We start from the raw sequence: 14,181 nt of genomic DNA on the forward strand, positions 1-14,181 counted from the left end.
CGATTTTCGATTCAGGTGAACTGAACGCCGATCTGCGTCGGCTTGCGCCAGACCACGGCGCAGCGCCGCGCCGTGGACTCCATTTCCATCAGAAGCTGAAAGCTGTCGGGAATGGCGGCAAGGTTCGTCGCCGCGATCGACGCGCCGGTCGCCGAAATGTTGCGGACAGTGAAGGTCAGATGCTGCATGGCGAAGCTGATCTTGGCCGACGCCTGCATCGCGCTCAATCCGCATGTCGGCGGCAATCCGGCGACCGCCCAGGAAGCGCGCAAGGCGGTGAGCGAATCCCTGCAGGCGCTGTTGAAGCTGGGGTAGCGGCGGCGTGATGGAACCCGCCCCACAAGTCAGGCGGCGGTGAAACCAATGAACCCGTTTGCAGTTCTGGCGTTGATGGCCATACCGAAATGGAGGCCATCAAGATGTCTGGATCCAGTTTTACCCAAAAGGCGCTGCTGTTTGCGGTGTTATGCCTGCCCTTAGGCGCAGCGGTGGCCGCACCTGTCTCGCCTTTCGTCGCCATGGCAGGTACGTGGTCCGGCGGCGGTGTTCTCAGCACTAGCGACGGACAACAAGAGCAATTACGCTGCCGCGCGACGTACAACGTCGCCGGAAGCGGCGAGCAGCTTCGGCTCAATCTGAGGTGCGCCAGCCCAAGCTATAATTTCGATCTCGCAAGCGACGTTGAATACCGTGGCGGCGCGATCTCGGGTTCATGGAGCGAAGCGAGCCGCAACGCATCCGGGACACTTTCCGGACGGGCGGCCGGCGATCACGTCCAGGCTGCAGCAAGAGGCGACAGCTTCTCGGCCAGCCTGTCGTTGACGACGCGTGGCGGACGGCAGACGGTGTCGATCCAGCCTCAGGGCACCAACATCACGTCCGTCTCGCTGGCGCTGAGCCGGCGTTAGCGATATCGGCGAGGCGATCCGGCGCACGGCGATCCAGCCTTACGGCAGCCGCTTGCCCGGCATGTCCTTGCCGTTCTGATGCAGCGTCAGCGACGGCGCCACGCCGCCTTCCGGCCGAGCGAAGCTGACCTGCGCGTCAACCACGCGATAGAAAAACTCGGCCTCGCTCTCGGCGAAGACCTCGAACTCGCGCTGCGCCGTCGCCTGAATGTACAGCCGTCCGCCATCGGGGCGCACCGTCAGGATGAAGGTCGGCGTCACCTCATAACGGCCGGCATAGCTTGCGAGAATTTGCGGATCGACCGGCACCTGTCGGCGCAGCCTGGGAAGCACGTAAGCGGCATTGATCAAATGCATGCCCGTACGCGTATTGGCCGAGTAGTCGGCGGCATTGGACAGCAGGATGCGGGCACGCCTGCTCTTCGTCGAAAATCCGACAAAGGATGCGTAGCCGCCAGTACCGCCATCCTTCCAGACGATCTCATCATTGTGAAGGGTCGAGATAAACCAGCCTTGCCCGACCAATGGCGTACCCTGGCCGGTCGGCCGGCGCTCGGCGAAGGTCATCTCCATGGCAGCCGCCAGCGGCGTGCGCCGGTTACCCAAGCTCACGTCCAGAAACGTAAAAAGATCGTTCGCCGTCGAGCGGAGCGCACCGGCGCCCGCCAATGTCGGAATGTCCCAGTTTGCCACCGGCGCGAGGCTGGCGTCGTGACCACGCGCCAGGCGTTCCTTCATGGAAGGCGACAGTGCAATGCGGGTGCTGTCCATTCCGAGCGGCGCACAAATACGCGAGACCACGAGTTCCTCGTAACTCGAGCCCGCACGCAAGGCGAGCGCATGGCCCAAAAGGCCGAAGCCCAGATTCGCGTATTCATAATGCGTTCCGGGCGCAAACGATAATTTGTAACTGGCCAGAAAATCGTAGAGCTGCCCGACCGTGTAGTCTGCATAGGGATTGTTCTTGTCAGCCGGCTTGAAGTTGGAGGGCAAGCGCGGCAGGCCCGACGTGTAGGTCGCAAGATCGAGCAGCGTGATGGGTTTGCCATCGAACTCGGGCACGTGCACGTCGCGCGGCAGAAATTTGGCCACGGGATCGCCGGGCGAGACTTCGCCACGCACCACCATGTCGGCAAACAGCAACGCGGTGAACACCTTGGTGATCGAACCGATCTCGAAAACCGTGTCGACGTCGAGTGGCCGATTATTTTCAGAGCCGGACTGCCCGTACGCGAAAACGCTGCGCCGGTCACCGTCAAGAAGGCCCGCGACAAGCCCCAGGCTTTCGCGCCCGACATCTACGCGCTCCCTGAGAACGGCTGCCACGCTCTCTTCCGACGACGCCTGTGCCCAGGCGCGGGCGGGCCCAAGCGAAAGCGCCAACCCTCCCAGCACGACCGAGCGGCGAGACAACATGCAGAGCCCCATAGCGGCGAGTGACGCTAGTCCAGCGTACTCCTGTGTGCCAGTAAAGTCGGCGTGGATCGGTTCGTCAAATCGCCACGATATCGGCAAGGCACTGCTGCACCACCGTCATGCGGGCGGCGATGTGGCTTTGCTCCTTGCAGTCCATGTTCATGGCGAACACGGTGGGGGAAGAGCCCTTCTCGACCCAGCCGACCATCCAGCCCAATGACGGCTTGCCTTGCTCGGCGCCCAGAAGGCCGCTCTTGGCGCGGATGGTGGCGTCGCCGACCTTCGTCACGGTGAGGATATCGCGCGTCAGTTCCTGGCTGCGCTTGGACACCGGCAGCACGCCGCGCCGCAGCCGGTCGACGAAATCGATCTGCTGCACGGGGTCGATGCGCAAATTGCCGGTCAGCCAGAACTGATCGATGCCGCCGCCGATGTCGCGATTGCCATAGTCGAACAGGTCGAGATATTTCTGCATGCGCTCGGCCCCGATGCGCCGGGCGATTTCCTGATAGACCGGCACGGCCGACACCGCGATCGCCGAGCGCAGCGTGTGGTCCTTGTTCCAGGGCTCGATGCTGCGCGTTACGCCGTCCCACTTGAAGACGTCCTTGTCGGGGTCCTCGACCACGCCGGTCTCCAGCGCGATGATCGAATTCGGAATCTTGAAGGTCGAGGCCGGCAGCCTGCCCTCGCCCGAGCGCACCTTGTCGCTGGCGATGATCAGGTAATCGTCCACCTTGTAGGCGACGAAGGTACCTGTCGTTCCAAGGTCGAAAAACCGCTTGGAAAGATCGTCGCGAAACTCGCTGCGCTGGTAGGAGACATTGGCAAGGGCGCGCGCGGGCACGAAAGAGGTCGCGGCAAGGAGACCGAGCGCTTGGCGGCGATTGATCACGGTTGTATCCGAATTGGTTGAGGATGCGGAAATGATGCTAATGGCATCGTGGTAAAACAATGACAACCAAAATCTCAGATAGCAATTCTTCGGCCAATACGAAGGTCCGATTTCGCGTTAAATTGCTGCCGATCTGACGATGGAGCGTTTGCTTGCGGCTGATATTTCTTCCCATGATCTTCTGCCTGGCCGCCAGTTCAGCCGCCGCCGCGCCGTTCGTGCCGCCCGGCGTCACGCCGCCCGACTACGTCGTCACCATGAAAGAGACATTTGCTGATCGCAAGGGAAGCAGTATCAGGGTCGTGACCCGTCATGGCGAATGGACCCGCAGCGACAGCACGTACGCCACCCCACCCGAGACCGCCTATTATCGGCACGGCAGCAATGCCTACGTCATTGACAACGGATGGATCAGCCACTTTCTGCGCAATGTCAAACTCGAATACGACCACCAAGCCCGCAACACCGGCGAGCGGCAGACCCATCTCGGTGAAAGCTGCACGGTGTGGGAAACGGCGCGGAGCAAAGCCGATAGCCCAGCCCGGCATAGCTTCACCGACCTGAGCTGCTTCACCGATGACGGCATCGAGTTGTGGCGCCGGAGGTCCGGTGCCCAAGGTATTAGTTGGTCGGCCGAGGCGATCCGGGTCGAGCGTCGGCCGGTTGCAGCCGAGGACGCCCGGCTGCCGCGCGCGCTGCTGGCGCTGAACTGGTGGGACCGAAAGGACTCCGCGAGCTCGACGGCGGCAGAGCATGAGACGGTCATGGAGCTTTCGGAAGAAAGGATACTTCCGGACGGATCGAACCCGGCTTCGCCTACCGTTCGCACGACGCGCCGGGCTGGCCCGTGGCTATTCAAGGAAGTGATCGCAGGCACACAGCGGAAGATCGAGATTTCCCATGATTCAATCCGGATGCGCTTGACGTACAAGTGCGGCGGGGCCGACGTGGAAGAGGAACTCACAATCGCGAGGCCCGACTCCGAACGCGCGAAGCCCGTCCACACCTTCCAGCCTGTTCCCAGCGACCGCTACGATACCGTCCTCGGCGAACGCTGCCGCTGGTTCGACATGACTCCCGGAATGGCCGATGCCAGCACGAGTGCGTGTTTCACAGATGACGGCATCATGCTCAAAGAAGACCATCGCTCCAGGATCTACCGGGGCACGTGGACCGCAACGCGCATCGTCCGGCGCCCGGTCGCGATCGACGAAGTCAAGCCGCCGGCCGAACTGCTGCAGCCGCGCACATGGGACCTCGACTGACGCGGTTTCGCGCGAAGCTAGCGCACGCGCCCCGACAGCCGCAGCACGAAGACCAGCACTTCGGCGACCGCCTTGTAGAGATCCGGCGGAATTTCGTCGCCGATTTCGACATGGGACAAGGCGCCGGCCAGCACCTCGTTCTCCTCGATCGGGATGTCATGTTCGCGGGCGAGTTCGATGATCTTCGCGCCGATGACGCCCTTGCCCTTGGCGACGACGCGCGGGGCGCCGGTCTTGTCATAGTGCAGCGCGACCGCAAGCTTGTTCTTGGTCTCGACGCTCATAGCGCGCGGTCCAGAAAATGGCCGGCACGGGCGGCTTGCGCGGGCTGCGGCGGCGCGCCGTCGCGGATCACGATGTCGCCGGGCGTAAGTTCGGCCCGGCTCAGCGCCTGGCTCAGGTCGGATGCGCCGGCGCGCAGTTGCTCTGCGGTCGCGGGCCGTTCCGCCCAGATCCGCACCGAGGTCTTTTCGCCCATGAGCGATATCAGCGCGTGAACCGGACCGGCCGGCTCGACGTCGAGCGAAAACCGCGCCCGCCACACCCGCTTGGCGGCCTCGACTTCCTCGCCGCCGCCATCGCGGGAAATCTCGAACTGCGCCATCGCCGTGCCCTGCGGCGTCGCGAACGGAATTTCGAAATTCCAGCGCGGCGCATTCATGTCGGCCTTCGGCGCCGAAGTGTCGATACGATCAGGCAAGGACGCCACCTGCAGCAGGGTTTGCCGCGCGATGGCGGCATCGGTGTCATCGAGCAGATGATGCGCGGTTGCTTCGAGCGGCGCATGCGGCGCAAGCGTCGGCGATGCAATCGGCTGCGCGGCCGGAAGCGCGCCGCGGACGGGTGGCGGCGGCGTGTTGGTGTGGAAGGCCACGTCGCTGCCTCGAACGTCTTTCGGCGTGGCGGCTATCCGCGCCGGGGTGCCAAGCTCCTGCAGCGCTTCCTGCAGCAGGTTCAAGGTCGCACCGGCCGAAGGTCCGGCGTCGAGCGCCGCCGCAAGCGGACTGCGGGCGGCCTGGCCGGCCAGCGCGAGGTTTTCGGCGGCCGGCAACCGCGCTTGCGGCAGTAGGATTTCCTGGACATCGAAATTGGGAGGCGCAGACGGTGCAAGGCTCGCGGCGGCGGCCTGTGGCGACGCGGCTTGTTGCGCCCCGGCCAGTGTCGCGACTGTTGCGTTGCTGCCAAGCGCCGACTGCAGCGTCTGGCGAAGCACGATCAGCGCGGCCTTGAGATCGGGAACGCCGCTCGGGGGAACTGAACCCGCCGCCAGCGACGCCTCGAGGAAGATTCCGGATTTCTGGAACGCGGTCTTGATGTCGCCGCCGTCGAGGTTCTGATCGAGGCTGGTCTGTTGCGCCAGCACCTGCGCGATCGCCGCTTGCAGTTTCGGCGGCAGATTGCCGACGGAAACCGCCGCGCCGAGATTGGAAAACAACGGCGCCAGACTGTCCTGTTCGGTGACCGCGGCTTGCGCGGCTGCGGAGACGGCTATGCGCTCCAGCGGCGTCAGCACATTTTTCGGTGACACGATGGCCGGCCGATTGGCTGCGGCATCGGCCAGCGCATCGGGTGACAAGGTAACGGCGTCGGCCGCGGCATCGCCGCCCTGCCTCAGCAATGCGAGGCGGATGCCGCCATCCTTGGTCTGCATGACCGCAAGCTGCAGGTTCTGGCCCTGCTGCAACGGAATTTCCGAGGCCACGTCGATCGAGAGGCTGGCGATCGCAATCCGCACCAGATCGGCGGACAACACCTTCAGGACCTGCGCGTTGACCACGCTCCCCGGCTGCAGCACGAGCTCGGGCGCAATGCCGCCAGCCTCTTGGGCTGATAGCACCGGGAGAACGGGATTGATGGATATCGCCATGTCATGAGGTCTCGGCCAGACTGCAGACTAACCAGGCGTCGTAAACCTCTCGTTAATACTCTGCCCTTTCGGGCCCGTTAGTAGCGGCAATTCCACTTGCGACCCATCCGGCAGCGACACCCTTGGGAGCCTGTGCGGTCTCCGGTTGTTCAACAACGGTGTTTGCGGACTTTGGCCGTTTGGCCACCTTGCTTGAAACTTCACCCTCGCTATCCGCCGGGGTGTTCATGGCGGCGACCATCTCATCAAGAACCATCTTGTATTCGCCGGCGACCTCCTCCAAACGCGCCTTTCGTTTCCTTGAAGAGTTCTTCTGCAACCGTGCGGGTTCGATCGCATCCTGTCCGAACCGGACGCGCTGAAGCTTCTCGCCGACAAACCAGACGCAGACGATCCCCGTGACTTTGTTGTCATCGAAAATATCGGTGTTCACCGCATCCACGGTCATGACCGGACCGCCGGATTTCAGCACCACGAGATTTCCCGGTTTGAAAACGGTCATTCGCAGATCCGCGGTCAACAATTTTGATGAGCGCAACTCGCGGCAACAATCGTTTCGTCTTGAGGTTGCCGCACCTGCGCCAAGGCAAGACGCAAACCAATACGACGCGCGATTGTCCAGACAATGCGCCGTCACCATGCCGATACGTGCAACTTATACTAGCACATCGCCCCGATTCGCGGTGGGCGGAAGCCGATCTCAGCGCGAGGAAGGCGCGCCGGGATTCAATTCCTTGACAATGCGCACCGCGGCCCGGAAATCGACCAGCCGGGCGGCCCGGCGGGCCGCCACCTCCTCGTCCACGCCCCATTTTTCGGCGTTCCAGTCCTCATCGACATGGGCGGCCGCCCAGATCTGATCGGGATCGCGAACGCCGTGCAGCAGCGCCAGCGCCAGCAGCGCCGAGCCCGTCAGCGTCGTCACCACATGCAGGGCGGCCACCGACCAGGGGTCGGCCGGGAACACGCCGCGGGCGGCCTTGATCGCCTGCGGCGGCTGGGCGGCATGCACGATGCCCTCGGACAGGATGAAATGGGCGCCGAGTTCGTTCGCGGCCCAGGACAGTACCGGGTCCCAATGCGCGGCTTCGCGCGCGACCAGCGCCTCGGGATGGCCGGCGCGATAGAACAGCAAATCCGTGCCGAGGTATTTTGCGACATCGTCGGCCACGGCATCGACGCGATCGGTGATCTCGGCGACGCTGTTGGCAAAGCGCGTCAGCGGCATGGTCAGGGGATCGATGGTCTCGCCTTGGGCATTCCATTCCGCGGCGATCGCTTCCGCGATGGCGCTGGCCGGCGCGACGACCTGCCGGCCGGAAGGCGTGCGGATCGGCTTGCCGTCGAGCGTGACGGCAAACCCGCCATCGGCCACGGCCGTGCCGGCCTCCTTGTAGAAGCGCTTGCGCCGGGGAGTGCGCGTGGCGCGTCGCACCGCCTCCTCCGGATCGAGCGGCGAATGTCCGGCGACTTCATCGAATAGTTCACGCATGCGGGTCTCGGCTTCCGGCAGTCGATGAATAATCCAGCCCCGACAATACGATATCGGGGAATGCAAATAAAGCCGATGAGGCCGTTGCGGAAACTACTTGCGATTTTGGATGCGGCAATGGGCTGTGCCGGGTTCCGCTGACTTCAGAGCTTTTGATAGATCACCTTGCCGGCCCGGATGGTGTAGGCAACCCTGGCCAGGTTCTTGACGTCGGCAACGGGATCGCCGTCCAGCACCACGACGTCGGCGTCAAACCCCTTCTCGACCCGGCCCTTCTTCGCGGCCTTGAAATACTGCGCGGGATTGATCGTCAGCGACGCCAGGATCTGGCGTTCCGACAGCGCACGGTGCATCAGCTCATATTCGAGCGTAGTGTCGTAGAGCTGGATGTAGCCGACGTCGGTTCCGAACAGAACCGTACCGCCGCTCTCGGAGAAGCTCTTGAGCTGGCCGATAATGTTGTCGACGATGCGCGCGACGATCTCGGGCGGCAACGGCAGCTTCGCAAACAGGGACAATGTCGGCGTCAGCGCAATCCCCTGCTGCTTGAAGCGCGCGAGCTGCTCGGGAGGATAGCCCGGCTGCCTGGCGACGGTATGCGCCATCACGTCGACCCCGGCGGCGATCACGGCCTCAATACCGGCCGTATTCTGGGGATGCGCGAACACCGGCTTCCCCTGCGCGTGCGCGATATCGACCGCGGCCTTGGCAACGGCCACGTCCATGTTGACGACCGGCTTGTCTTCCCCCTTGTAGGAGCCGGTGAACAGTTTGATACCGTCCAGGCCGGCCCGCAGATAGCCGCGCGTCATTTGCGCGGCTTCGTCGGGCGTGGCGGCTTCGGGGAGTTGCATCTCCGGCGGCAGATAGGCGGGATGACCGCCCCTCGGGAAGATACTGCCCGCCGTATGGATGTCTGGGCCCAGCACCTCGCCCGAGTTGATCCGCCGTCGCAACGGCAAGGTATCGCTCGGGTCGGAACCAACGTCCCACACCGTCGTAAAACCCCACCGCGTCAGCATCTCCCGCATATGCTCCTGCAGCGGCGCGGCGGGTGCAGAGCCCGCGTTCTTCCAGACCGCTTGCGTGAAATGGACGTGGCTGTTCCAGAAGCCGGCGACGACAGTCTTTCCGGTGCAGTCAATGACCTTCGCATCCGAGGGAATTTGAACTTCGTTGCGGCTGCCGATTGCAGTAATGACGCCGTTGGTCGTGACGATGACCGCATCGTCGAGCGGATCGGCGTCAGGCGACGCGTACGCCTTGCCGCCCACAAGGGCGAGGGTCTGCGCATTGGCTGTAGTGCCGATGCCGATGGCCGCCGCAAGAAGACAATAGAAAAGCGCGGCGCGGAGCAGATATCCAGTCATGCGGAGCCCTCAATTGAATAACACAGCCGACAATACCTGATGCGTGCGCTACCGGTTTGACAGTTGTTGCGCAGACCCGCGCGTCACGTATCTGTGTTATTCCTCCGGCGCGTTCTCGATCGGATCGAACCGGTCGTGCTCCAGTCCCAGCAAATTCCAGGACTGCAGCATGTGCGGCGGCAGCGGCGCGCTGACGTCGATGACGCCGCCGCGCGGATGCGGGATCACGATCCGCCGCGCCAACAGATGCAGCCGGTTCTGCAGGCCGCCCGGCAGCGCCCAGTTCTCCTTGTTGAAATACTTGGGATCGCCGACGATGGCGTGGTCGATATGGGCCATATGGGCGCGCAATTGATGGGTGCGCCCGGTGACCGGCTTCAGCGACACCCAGGCGAGTTTTTGGGCGGAGGTCTCGACCACGGCATAATAAGTCACCGCATGGCTGGCGCCCTCGTCGCCGTGTTTTGCAACCCGCATGATGCTGTCGTCCTCGCTCTCTTCCTTGGCGAGGTAGGTCGAGATGCGGCCCTGCTTCGGCTTCGGCACGCCGGCCACCAGCGCCCAGTAGATTTTTCGCGCCGAACGGTGGCGGAACGAGCCGGTCAAGGCGGTCGCGGCAAAGCGGGTTTTCGCGATCAGCAGACAGCCCGACGTTTCCCGGTCCAGCCGGTGCACCAGCCGCGGCTTCTGTCCCTTGGCGTCGCGCATCACTTCCAGCATGTCGTCGACATTTCGCGTGATGCCGGAGCCGCCCTGCACGGCAAGCCCCGCGGGCTTGTTCAGCACCATCACGTCGGCATCCTCGAAGATGATCATCTCCTTCAGCGCCTTCAGTGTTTTGGTGGCGGCTTCGGACAGCGGGCCCGCGCCTTTCGGCGTGTCGAGCTTCAGCGGCGGAATGCGAATGCTCTGCCCCTCCTCGAGCCGGTCCTTGCTGTCGGCGCGCTTGCCGTTGACGCGCAGCTCGCCTTTGCGAACGATGCGCTGGATGTGGGAGAACGACAGGCCGGGGAAACGCGCCTCGAGGAAGCGATCGACGCGCATGTTGTTTTCGTCCGCGGTGACGACGACGGTCTGAACCTTGGTCGGCAGCGGCGGCGGCTCGACGACGACCTTTTCGGGCTCGGGAACGAAAGGTTTTGGCGCACGCGGCGCCGAAGCTGGAAAGCGCGCGGGCTTGCCGCCCGGACGAGACGATTGCGGCCGCTCGGCTGCCGAGCCTCGATAGGGCCGCGCGCCCTTCGGGCGATCGCCCGCCGGGCGGAGAGGTCTCTTGACGCGGCGGCTCATGCCGTTTTTCCAAACTTTCGAGATGTCGGACGGGTGGTACGGCGCGGCAATACCGCAATCTTCGCACCTACCTGGCTTTCGGCAAGACGCAGCTCGTAATTCTGCTGCAAGTTCATCCAGAATTGCGGACTGGTGCCAAACCAGTGCCCAAGACGCAGCGCCGTATCGGCCGTGATGCCGCGCTGGCCGTGAATGATCCCCGTGATCCGGTTCACCGGCACGTCAATTTGACGCGAAAGCTCGGCAGCACTCAAGCCAAGTTCGCGCAACTCTTCGGCAAGATGTTCGCCGGGATGGATAGGTGTACGGGGCACGATGGTCTTCCCTCAATGATAGTCGACGATCTCCACCTCGATAGGCCCAGGCATCCCGTCGGGCCATGCGAAGCAGATACGCCATTGGTCGTTTATCCGAATTGAAAACTGTCCGGCACGATCGCCCTTGAGCGCTTCCAGGCGATTGCCCGGCAATCCTGCCAGGTCACCGAGGCTCACTGCTGCATCCAGCCGATCAAGACGCATCTCGGCCTGCCGCGCAAAACCCGAGAACTCCTTGACACGCTGACCGGAAGCAAACCGCTCGGTGCGCTTATCCCGATAGCTCACGATCATCGCTGACGAGGCTAGCAGCATTTACGACTTACGTAAATAGTAATTCCGCTATCTCCGAGTGCGTCGCGAACCGTCACGGCGAATTCAGTACAAAACAGGCGCCGGATCGGCCAAGTTAGGCCAAACAGCCAAGAAACGTGGGGTAGTCCGGATGAAATTACCAAGATCGGCTTTGACCGTTCTGGCGGCAATGGTCGCTAGCACGGCGTGGGCGCAGATGCCGGAGGATCTGGCCTGGAAGCTCCTGGAACTCGGCCGCGTCATCGACCCACCCAAGACGGTAGAGCTCTACGCGCCGCTGCAGGAAAAAGAGCCGTATCAGGACGTCAAGGTCGAGCGGGACGTTAAATACGGCCCCGCAGATCGCAATCTGCTCGATATCTTCGCACCGGATAACGTGATATCGGCCCGGCCGGTGCTGATCTTTGTCCACGGCGGCGCCTTCGTCGGCGGCAACAAGCGGACCACACCGATCAGCCCGTTCTACGACAACATCATGCTATGGGCCGCAAGGAACGGCTTCGTCGGCGTCAACGTCACCTATCGGCTCGCGCCACTGGCACCCTGGCCGGCGGGCACCGAGGATATCGCCGCCGCGGTCAAGTGGATCACCGACAAGATCGGCGAGCGTGGCGGCAATCCCGCGCGCATCTACCTGATGGGACATTCCGCCGGCGCGGTTCACGTCGCAAACTATGTCTCACATCCCGAATTCCACAAGGTGAAGGGTGGCGGCCTCGCCGGCGCGATCATGCTCTCGGGAATTTACGACCTGACCGCGACACCGCTCGCCGATACCGGGCGCGCCTATTTCGGGGCCGATCCCGCGCGCTACGCCGAACGATCCTCGCTGTCCGGTTTGGCAACAACGGATATCCCCCTGATGATAGCCGCCGCTGAACTTGATCCGGAAGGCTTCGTGCTGCAATTCGATCTCGCGAAAGAGGCGAGTTGCAAACGCGCCGGCGGATGCGCGCGCACTTTCCTGCTGCCGCAGCACAGCCACATGTCGGAAGTGTATTCGATCAACACCGCCGACACGCGCCTGACCGATCAGATCCTGGATTTCGTGAAGACAGGGAAATAGCGACGGAATTCAGGGCGCATTACGGCCTTGCGCCCGGAACGCCGTTACAGCTGCCACGAATATTGACTCCAGATTTTATAGTATGTACTATAAAAAATGTAGTAAGCTGGAGCCTCCGATGTCAGCAGCATCCGATGTCGCCCGCCCAACCGGCGTCCGCAGCTTTTGGCTTGGCTTTGCCGCCTATCTGCTTCCGTCCTTTCCGATCGCCTTCGTCTGGCATCTCGTCCTGTTCGAGCAGAAGTACCACGCGCTCCAGATCTATCGCGACGAGCCGGTGATTGCCTTCGGACTGGCTTCGATGATCATCCAGGGCGCGATCTTCTCGTGGTTGTTCCCGCGCGTATTCACCCAAGGCAGCGGCTCCTTCGTGAAGGACGGGCTCTTGTATGGTCTTGGTGCGGGCCTGCTGTCGTGGTCATTCACCACACTCGCGGTCGGAGCCAAGAATGTGATGGTTTCCGTGCCGGACTATGTGCTGCTCGAAACCGCGTTCACGATCCTGCAATTCGCGATCGTGGGTCCATTGATCGCGCTTGCCTACCGAAGATGATGCGGAGGACACCAGCCTAGAGGCATGAGCAACCTTCACTATCCGCAATTCTGCGCACTTGCCCGCGCGGCGGAAATCATCGGCGAGCGTTGGACTCTCCTGATCATTCGGGAGCTTCTTCTCGGACCGAAGCGATTTGGCGATCTCCTGGATCATCTTGACGGCATGAGCCCAACCTTGCTGACAACGCGCCTCACCGCCCTGACCGAATGCAACGTCGTGCGGCGGACCGTCTTGCCGCCTCCGGTCAATGCGCAGGTGTACGAGCTGACGGAGATCGGCCGGGAGATTCAGCCCGCGATCCGGGAGTTGATCCGCTGGGGCGGCCGCTTCCTGTTTCCGCCGGTGCCGGGCGACACGTTCGAGCCGGATTGGGTGCTGCTCGGCCTTGATGCCATTGCGAAGCGCTCACCCGTGCCGGAAATCAGGGTCGGCCTCGTGGTCACCCATGGCAAGAAATCGGCCGGCTTCACCGTCGCGGGCAGCAGCGTCGGGACAACGATTCAGAGAGGCCTCACCGATTGCAAGGGGACGCTGGAAGCCCCGTTCGACGCGGTGCTGCAGATTGTCGGCATGAGCGTATCGCTTCAGGATGCGATTGAGGCGAAGCGCGCCACCGTAAGCGGCGCAATCGCGCTCGTCCGCAAGCTTCCACTTCTGTTCGACCTCGCGGATCGCCGGCGCATCACGCCCGCTGCAAACTGACAGGAGGGACCGGTGGCCTGGACGAAATCGCCGCAGTCGCTGATCGATCTGTTCGAGAAGTCGGTTCCGTCAGGCACAAGCGTTTCCCGCCGCAAGATGTTCGGCTACCCGGCGGCCTTCGCCAACGGAAACCTCTTTATCGGGCTGCATCAGAACGATTTCATCATACGGCTATCGGAGAAGGATCGCGCCCGGTTCAGCGCGGAATTCGGCGAACGGCGCTTCGAGCCCATGCCGGGCCGGCCGATGCGTGAATATGTGCGATTGCCCGACGAACTGATGGCCGACCCGCGCAGGCGCGCATCCTGGATCGATCTTTCGCTGCGCTATGCCGAGGCCATCGTGCCGAAGGCGAAGTCCCCAACGAGAAAGCAGATGCCTCGATCGGTGAAAAGGAGTCGCACGTGAAGAAGTTTGTGCTGTTGCATTACGGATTTGAGAAGCCCACCCCGGAAATCATGGCCGCCTGGGGCAAATGGTTTGAAGCAACCAAGCCGCATACCGTTGACACGGGCGGCTTCGGCAGTGGTCGCGAAATCTCGAAGGGCGGAACGAAGGACCTTCCGCTCGGGCCCGACTCCATCACCGGCTTCACGATCGTCAACGCGGCAAATCTCGACGACGCCGAGAAGATGGCCCAAGGCAACCCCTACATTTCGAGCATTCGTGTCTACGAAGTAAGGTCGGCTTGACGCGAAAGACGTTGCAGCGAACGGCGCGGT

Annotated in this window: 19 protein-coding genes; 8 read left to right on the top strand and 11 right to left on the bottom strand. The window is 62.9% G+C overall.

Going from position 1 to position 14,181, the window contains the following annotated elements:
* Positions 1-11: 11 nt before the first annotated feature.
* Positions 12-188: a PilZ domain-containing protein gene (locus tag V1294_RS25830; RefSeq protein ID WP_334501059.1), complete on the bottom strand. Its 177-nt coding sequence runs from the start codon at positions 186-188 to the stop codon at positions 12-14.
* Between V1294_RS25830 and V1294_RS25835 the strand changes: the two genes are divergently transcribed.
* Together V1294_RS25835 and V1294_RS25840 are read left to right on the top strand one after the other, a co-directional pair.
* Positions 187-315 carry a hypothetical protein gene (locus V1294_RS25835; RefSeq protein ID WP_442895386.1) on the top strand — a complete coding sequence of 43 codons (129 nt, stop codon included), beginning with the start codon at positions 187-189 and terminating at the stop codon, positions 313-315. The two genes, V1294_RS25830 and V1294_RS25835, sit on opposite strands and share 2 nt — an antisense overlap.
* Before the next feature lie 89 nt (positions 316-404).
* Positions 405-908 (top strand): hypothetical protein, encoded by a 504-nt coding sequence (locus V1294_RS25840; RefSeq protein WP_334479579.1) that lies wholly within the window; start codon positions 405-407, stop codon positions 906-908.
* Between the two features lie 39 nt (positions 909-947).
* Here V1294_RS25840 and V1294_RS25845 read toward each other — a convergent pair whose 3' ends face one another.
* Positions 948-2,324, bottom strand: coding sequence for a serine hydrolase (locus V1294_RS25845; RefSeq protein ID WP_334501061.1), 1,377 nt, complete (start codon positions 2,322-2,324; stop codon positions 948-950).
* Between the two features lie 76 nt (positions 2,325-2,400).
* On the bottom strand, positions 2,401-3,219 hold the full coding sequence (gene blaOXA / locus V1294_RS25850) for a class D beta-lactamase (RefSeq protein WP_334501063.1): 819 nt from the start codon (positions 3,217-3,219) through the stop codon (positions 2,401-2,403).
* Between the two features lie 152 nt (positions 3,220-3,371).
* On the opposite strand from blaOXA, the gene V1294_RS25855 reads away from it, so the two are divergent.
* Positions 3,372-4,484, top strand: a complete 1,113-nt coding sequence (locus V1294_RS25855) for a hypothetical protein (protein ID WP_334501065.1) — start codon at positions 3,372-3,374, stop codon at positions 4,482-4,484.
* Between the two features lie 17 nt (positions 4,485-4,501).
* On the opposite strand, the gene V1294_RS25860 is transcribed toward V1294_RS25855, so the two are convergent.
* The 8 genes from V1294_RS25860 to V1294_RS25895 all read right to left on the bottom strand — a co-directional run bounded on the left by V1294_RS25860 (position 4,502) and on the right by V1294_RS25895 (position 11,114).
* Positions 4,502-4,768 (bottom strand): EscU/YscU/HrcU family type III secretion system export apparatus switch protein, encoded by a 267-nt coding sequence (locus V1294_RS25860; protein ID WP_334501069.1) that lies wholly within the window; start codon positions 4,766-4,768, stop codon positions 4,502-4,504.
* On the bottom strand, positions 4,765-6,351 hold the full coding sequence (gene fliK / locus V1294_RS25865; RefSeq protein WP_334501073.1) for a flagellar hook-length control protein FliK: 1,587 nt from the start codon (positions 6,349-6,351) through the stop codon (positions 4,765-4,767). The genes V1294_RS25860 and fliK overlap by 4 nt, the downstream gene beginning before the upstream one ends.
* 52 nt (positions 6,352-6,403) lie before the next feature.
* Complete coding sequence (locus V1294_RS25870; RefSeq protein WP_334501075.1) at positions 6,404-6,853, bottom strand: DUF2158 domain-containing protein; 450 nt, start codon at positions 6,851-6,853, stop codon at positions 6,404-6,406.
* 198 nt (positions 6,854-7,051) lie between these two features.
* A complete protein-coding gene (locus tag V1294_RS25875) occupies positions 7,052-7,843 on the bottom strand; it encodes an ATP12 family chaperone protein (protein WP_334501077.1) in 792 nt (263 codons plus the stop codon).
* Positions 7,844-7,986: 143 nt separating this feature from the next.
* A complete protein-coding gene (locus tag V1294_RS25880) occupies positions 7,987-9,213 on the bottom strand; it encodes an amidohydrolase family protein (RefSeq protein ID WP_334501079.1) in 1,227 nt (408 codons plus the stop codon).
* 96 nt (positions 9,214-9,309) lie between these two features.
* The gene (locus V1294_RS25885) at positions 9,310-10,503 is read right to left on the bottom strand and encodes an RluA family pseudouridine synthase (protein WP_334501081.1); all 1,194 of its coding nucleotides are present in this window, start codon (positions 10,501-10,503) and stop codon (positions 9,310-9,312) included.
* Positions 10,500-10,817, bottom strand: a complete 318-nt coding sequence (locus tag V1294_RS25890; RefSeq protein WP_334501083.1) for a HigA family addiction module antitoxin — start codon at positions 10,815-10,817, stop codon at positions 10,500-10,502. The genes V1294_RS25885 and V1294_RS25890 overlap by 4 nt, the downstream gene beginning before the upstream one ends.
* Before the next feature lie 12 nt (positions 10,818-10,829).
* Positions 10,830-11,114, bottom strand: a complete 285-nt coding sequence (locus V1294_RS25895; protein ID WP_334504826.1) for a type II toxin-antitoxin system RelE/ParE family toxin — start codon at positions 11,112-11,114, stop codon at positions 10,830-10,832.
* A 151-nt stretch (positions 11,115-11,265) separates the two neighbouring features.
* On the opposite strand from V1294_RS25895, the gene V1294_RS25900 reads away from it, so the two are divergent.
* From V1294_RS25900 to V1294_RS25920, 5 genes are all read left to right on the top strand, one after another.
* A complete protein-coding gene (locus V1294_RS25900; protein WP_334501085.1) occupies positions 11,266-12,201 on the top strand; it encodes an alpha/beta hydrolase in 936 nt (311 codons plus the stop codon).
* Positions 12,202-12,319: 118 nt separating this feature from the next.
* On the top strand, positions 12,320-12,754 hold the full coding sequence (locus V1294_RS25905; protein ID WP_334479561.1) for a hypothetical protein: 435 nt from the start codon (positions 12,320-12,322) through the stop codon (positions 12,752-12,754).
* Between the two features lie 24 nt (positions 12,755-12,778).
* Positions 12,779-13,459: a winged helix-turn-helix transcriptional regulator gene (locus V1294_RS25910; protein ID WP_334501087.1), complete on the top strand. Its 681-nt coding sequence runs from the start codon at positions 12,779-12,781 to the stop codon at positions 13,457-13,459.
* A 12-nt stretch (positions 13,460-13,471) separates the two neighbouring features.
* Positions 13,472-13,867, top strand: a complete 396-nt coding sequence (locus tag V1294_RS25915; RefSeq protein WP_334501091.1) for a TfoX/Sxy family protein — start codon at positions 13,472-13,474, stop codon at positions 13,865-13,867.
* Positions 13,864-14,151: a hypothetical protein gene (locus V1294_RS25920; RefSeq protein ID WP_334501093.1), complete on the top strand. Its 288-nt coding sequence runs from the start codon at positions 13,864-13,866 to the stop codon at positions 14,149-14,151. The genes V1294_RS25915 and V1294_RS25920 overlap by 4 nt, the downstream gene beginning before the upstream one ends.
* The last annotated feature ends 30 nt before the right edge of the window (positions 14,152-14,181 follow it).

Origin of the sequence: Bradyrhizobium sp. AZCC 1678 (assembly GCF_036924765.1) — a bacterium.
In the GTDB taxonomy this organism is placed as follows: domain Bacteria; phylum Pseudomonadota; class Alphaproteobacteria; order Rhizobiales; family Xanthobacteraceae; genus Bradyrhizobium; species Bradyrhizobium algeriense.

Bases quoted from the DNA above. Each gene is read 5' to 3' on its own strand.
- V1294_RS25835 (WP_442895386.1), top strand. From the start codon at position 187: ATGGCGAAGCTGATCTTGGCCGACGCCTGCATCGCGCTCAATCCGCAT.
- V1294_RS25830 (WP_334501059.1), bottom strand. From the start codon at position 188: ATGCAGCATCTGACCTTCACTGTCCGCAACATTTCGGCGACCGGCGCG.
- V1294_RS25840 (WP_334479579.1), top strand. From the start codon at position 405: ATGGAGGCCATCAAGATGTCTGGATCCAGTTTTACCCAAAAGGCGCTG.
- V1294_RS25845 (WP_334501061.1), bottom strand. From the start codon at position 2,324: ATGTTGTCTCGCCGCTCGGTCGTGCTGGGAGGGTTGGCGCTTTCGCTT.
- V1294_RS25860 (WP_334501069.1), bottom strand. From the start codon at position 4,768: ATGAGCGTCGAGACCAAGAACAAGCTTGCGGTCGCGCTGCACTATGAC.
- fliK (WP_334501073.1), bottom strand. From the start codon at position 6,351: ATGGCGATATCCATCAATCCCGTTCTCCCGGTGCTATCAGCCCAAGAG.
- V1294_RS25870 (WP_334501075.1), bottom strand. From the start codon at position 6,853: ATGACCGTTTTCAAACCGGGAAATCTCGTGGTGCTGAAATCCGGCGGT.
- V1294_RS25875 (WP_334501077.1), bottom strand. From the start codon at position 7,843: ATGCGTGAACTATTCGATGAAGTCGCCGGACATTCGCCGCTCGATCCG.
- V1294_RS25880 (WP_334501079.1), bottom strand. From the start codon at position 9,213: ATGACTGGATATCTGCTCCGCGCCGCGCTTTTCTATTGTCTTCTTGCG.
- V1294_RS25885 (WP_334501081.1), bottom strand. From the start codon at position 10,503: ATGAGCCGCCGCGTCAAGAGACCTCTCCGCCCGGCGGGCGATCGCCCG.
- V1294_RS25895 (WP_334504826.1), bottom strand. From the start codon at position 11,114: ATGATCGTGAGCTATCGGGATAAGCGCACCGAGCGGTTTGCTTCCGGT.
- V1294_RS25900 (WP_334501085.1), top strand. From the start codon at position 11,266: ATGAAATTACCAAGATCGGCTTTGACCGTTCTGGCGGCAATGGTCGCT.
- V1294_RS25905 (WP_334479561.1), top strand. From the start codon at position 12,320: ATGTCAGCAGCATCCGATGTCGCCCGCCCAACCGGCGTCCGCAGCTTT.
- V1294_RS25910 (WP_334501087.1), top strand. From the start codon at position 12,779: ATGAGCAACCTTCACTATCCGCAATTCTGCGCACTTGCCCGCGCGGCG.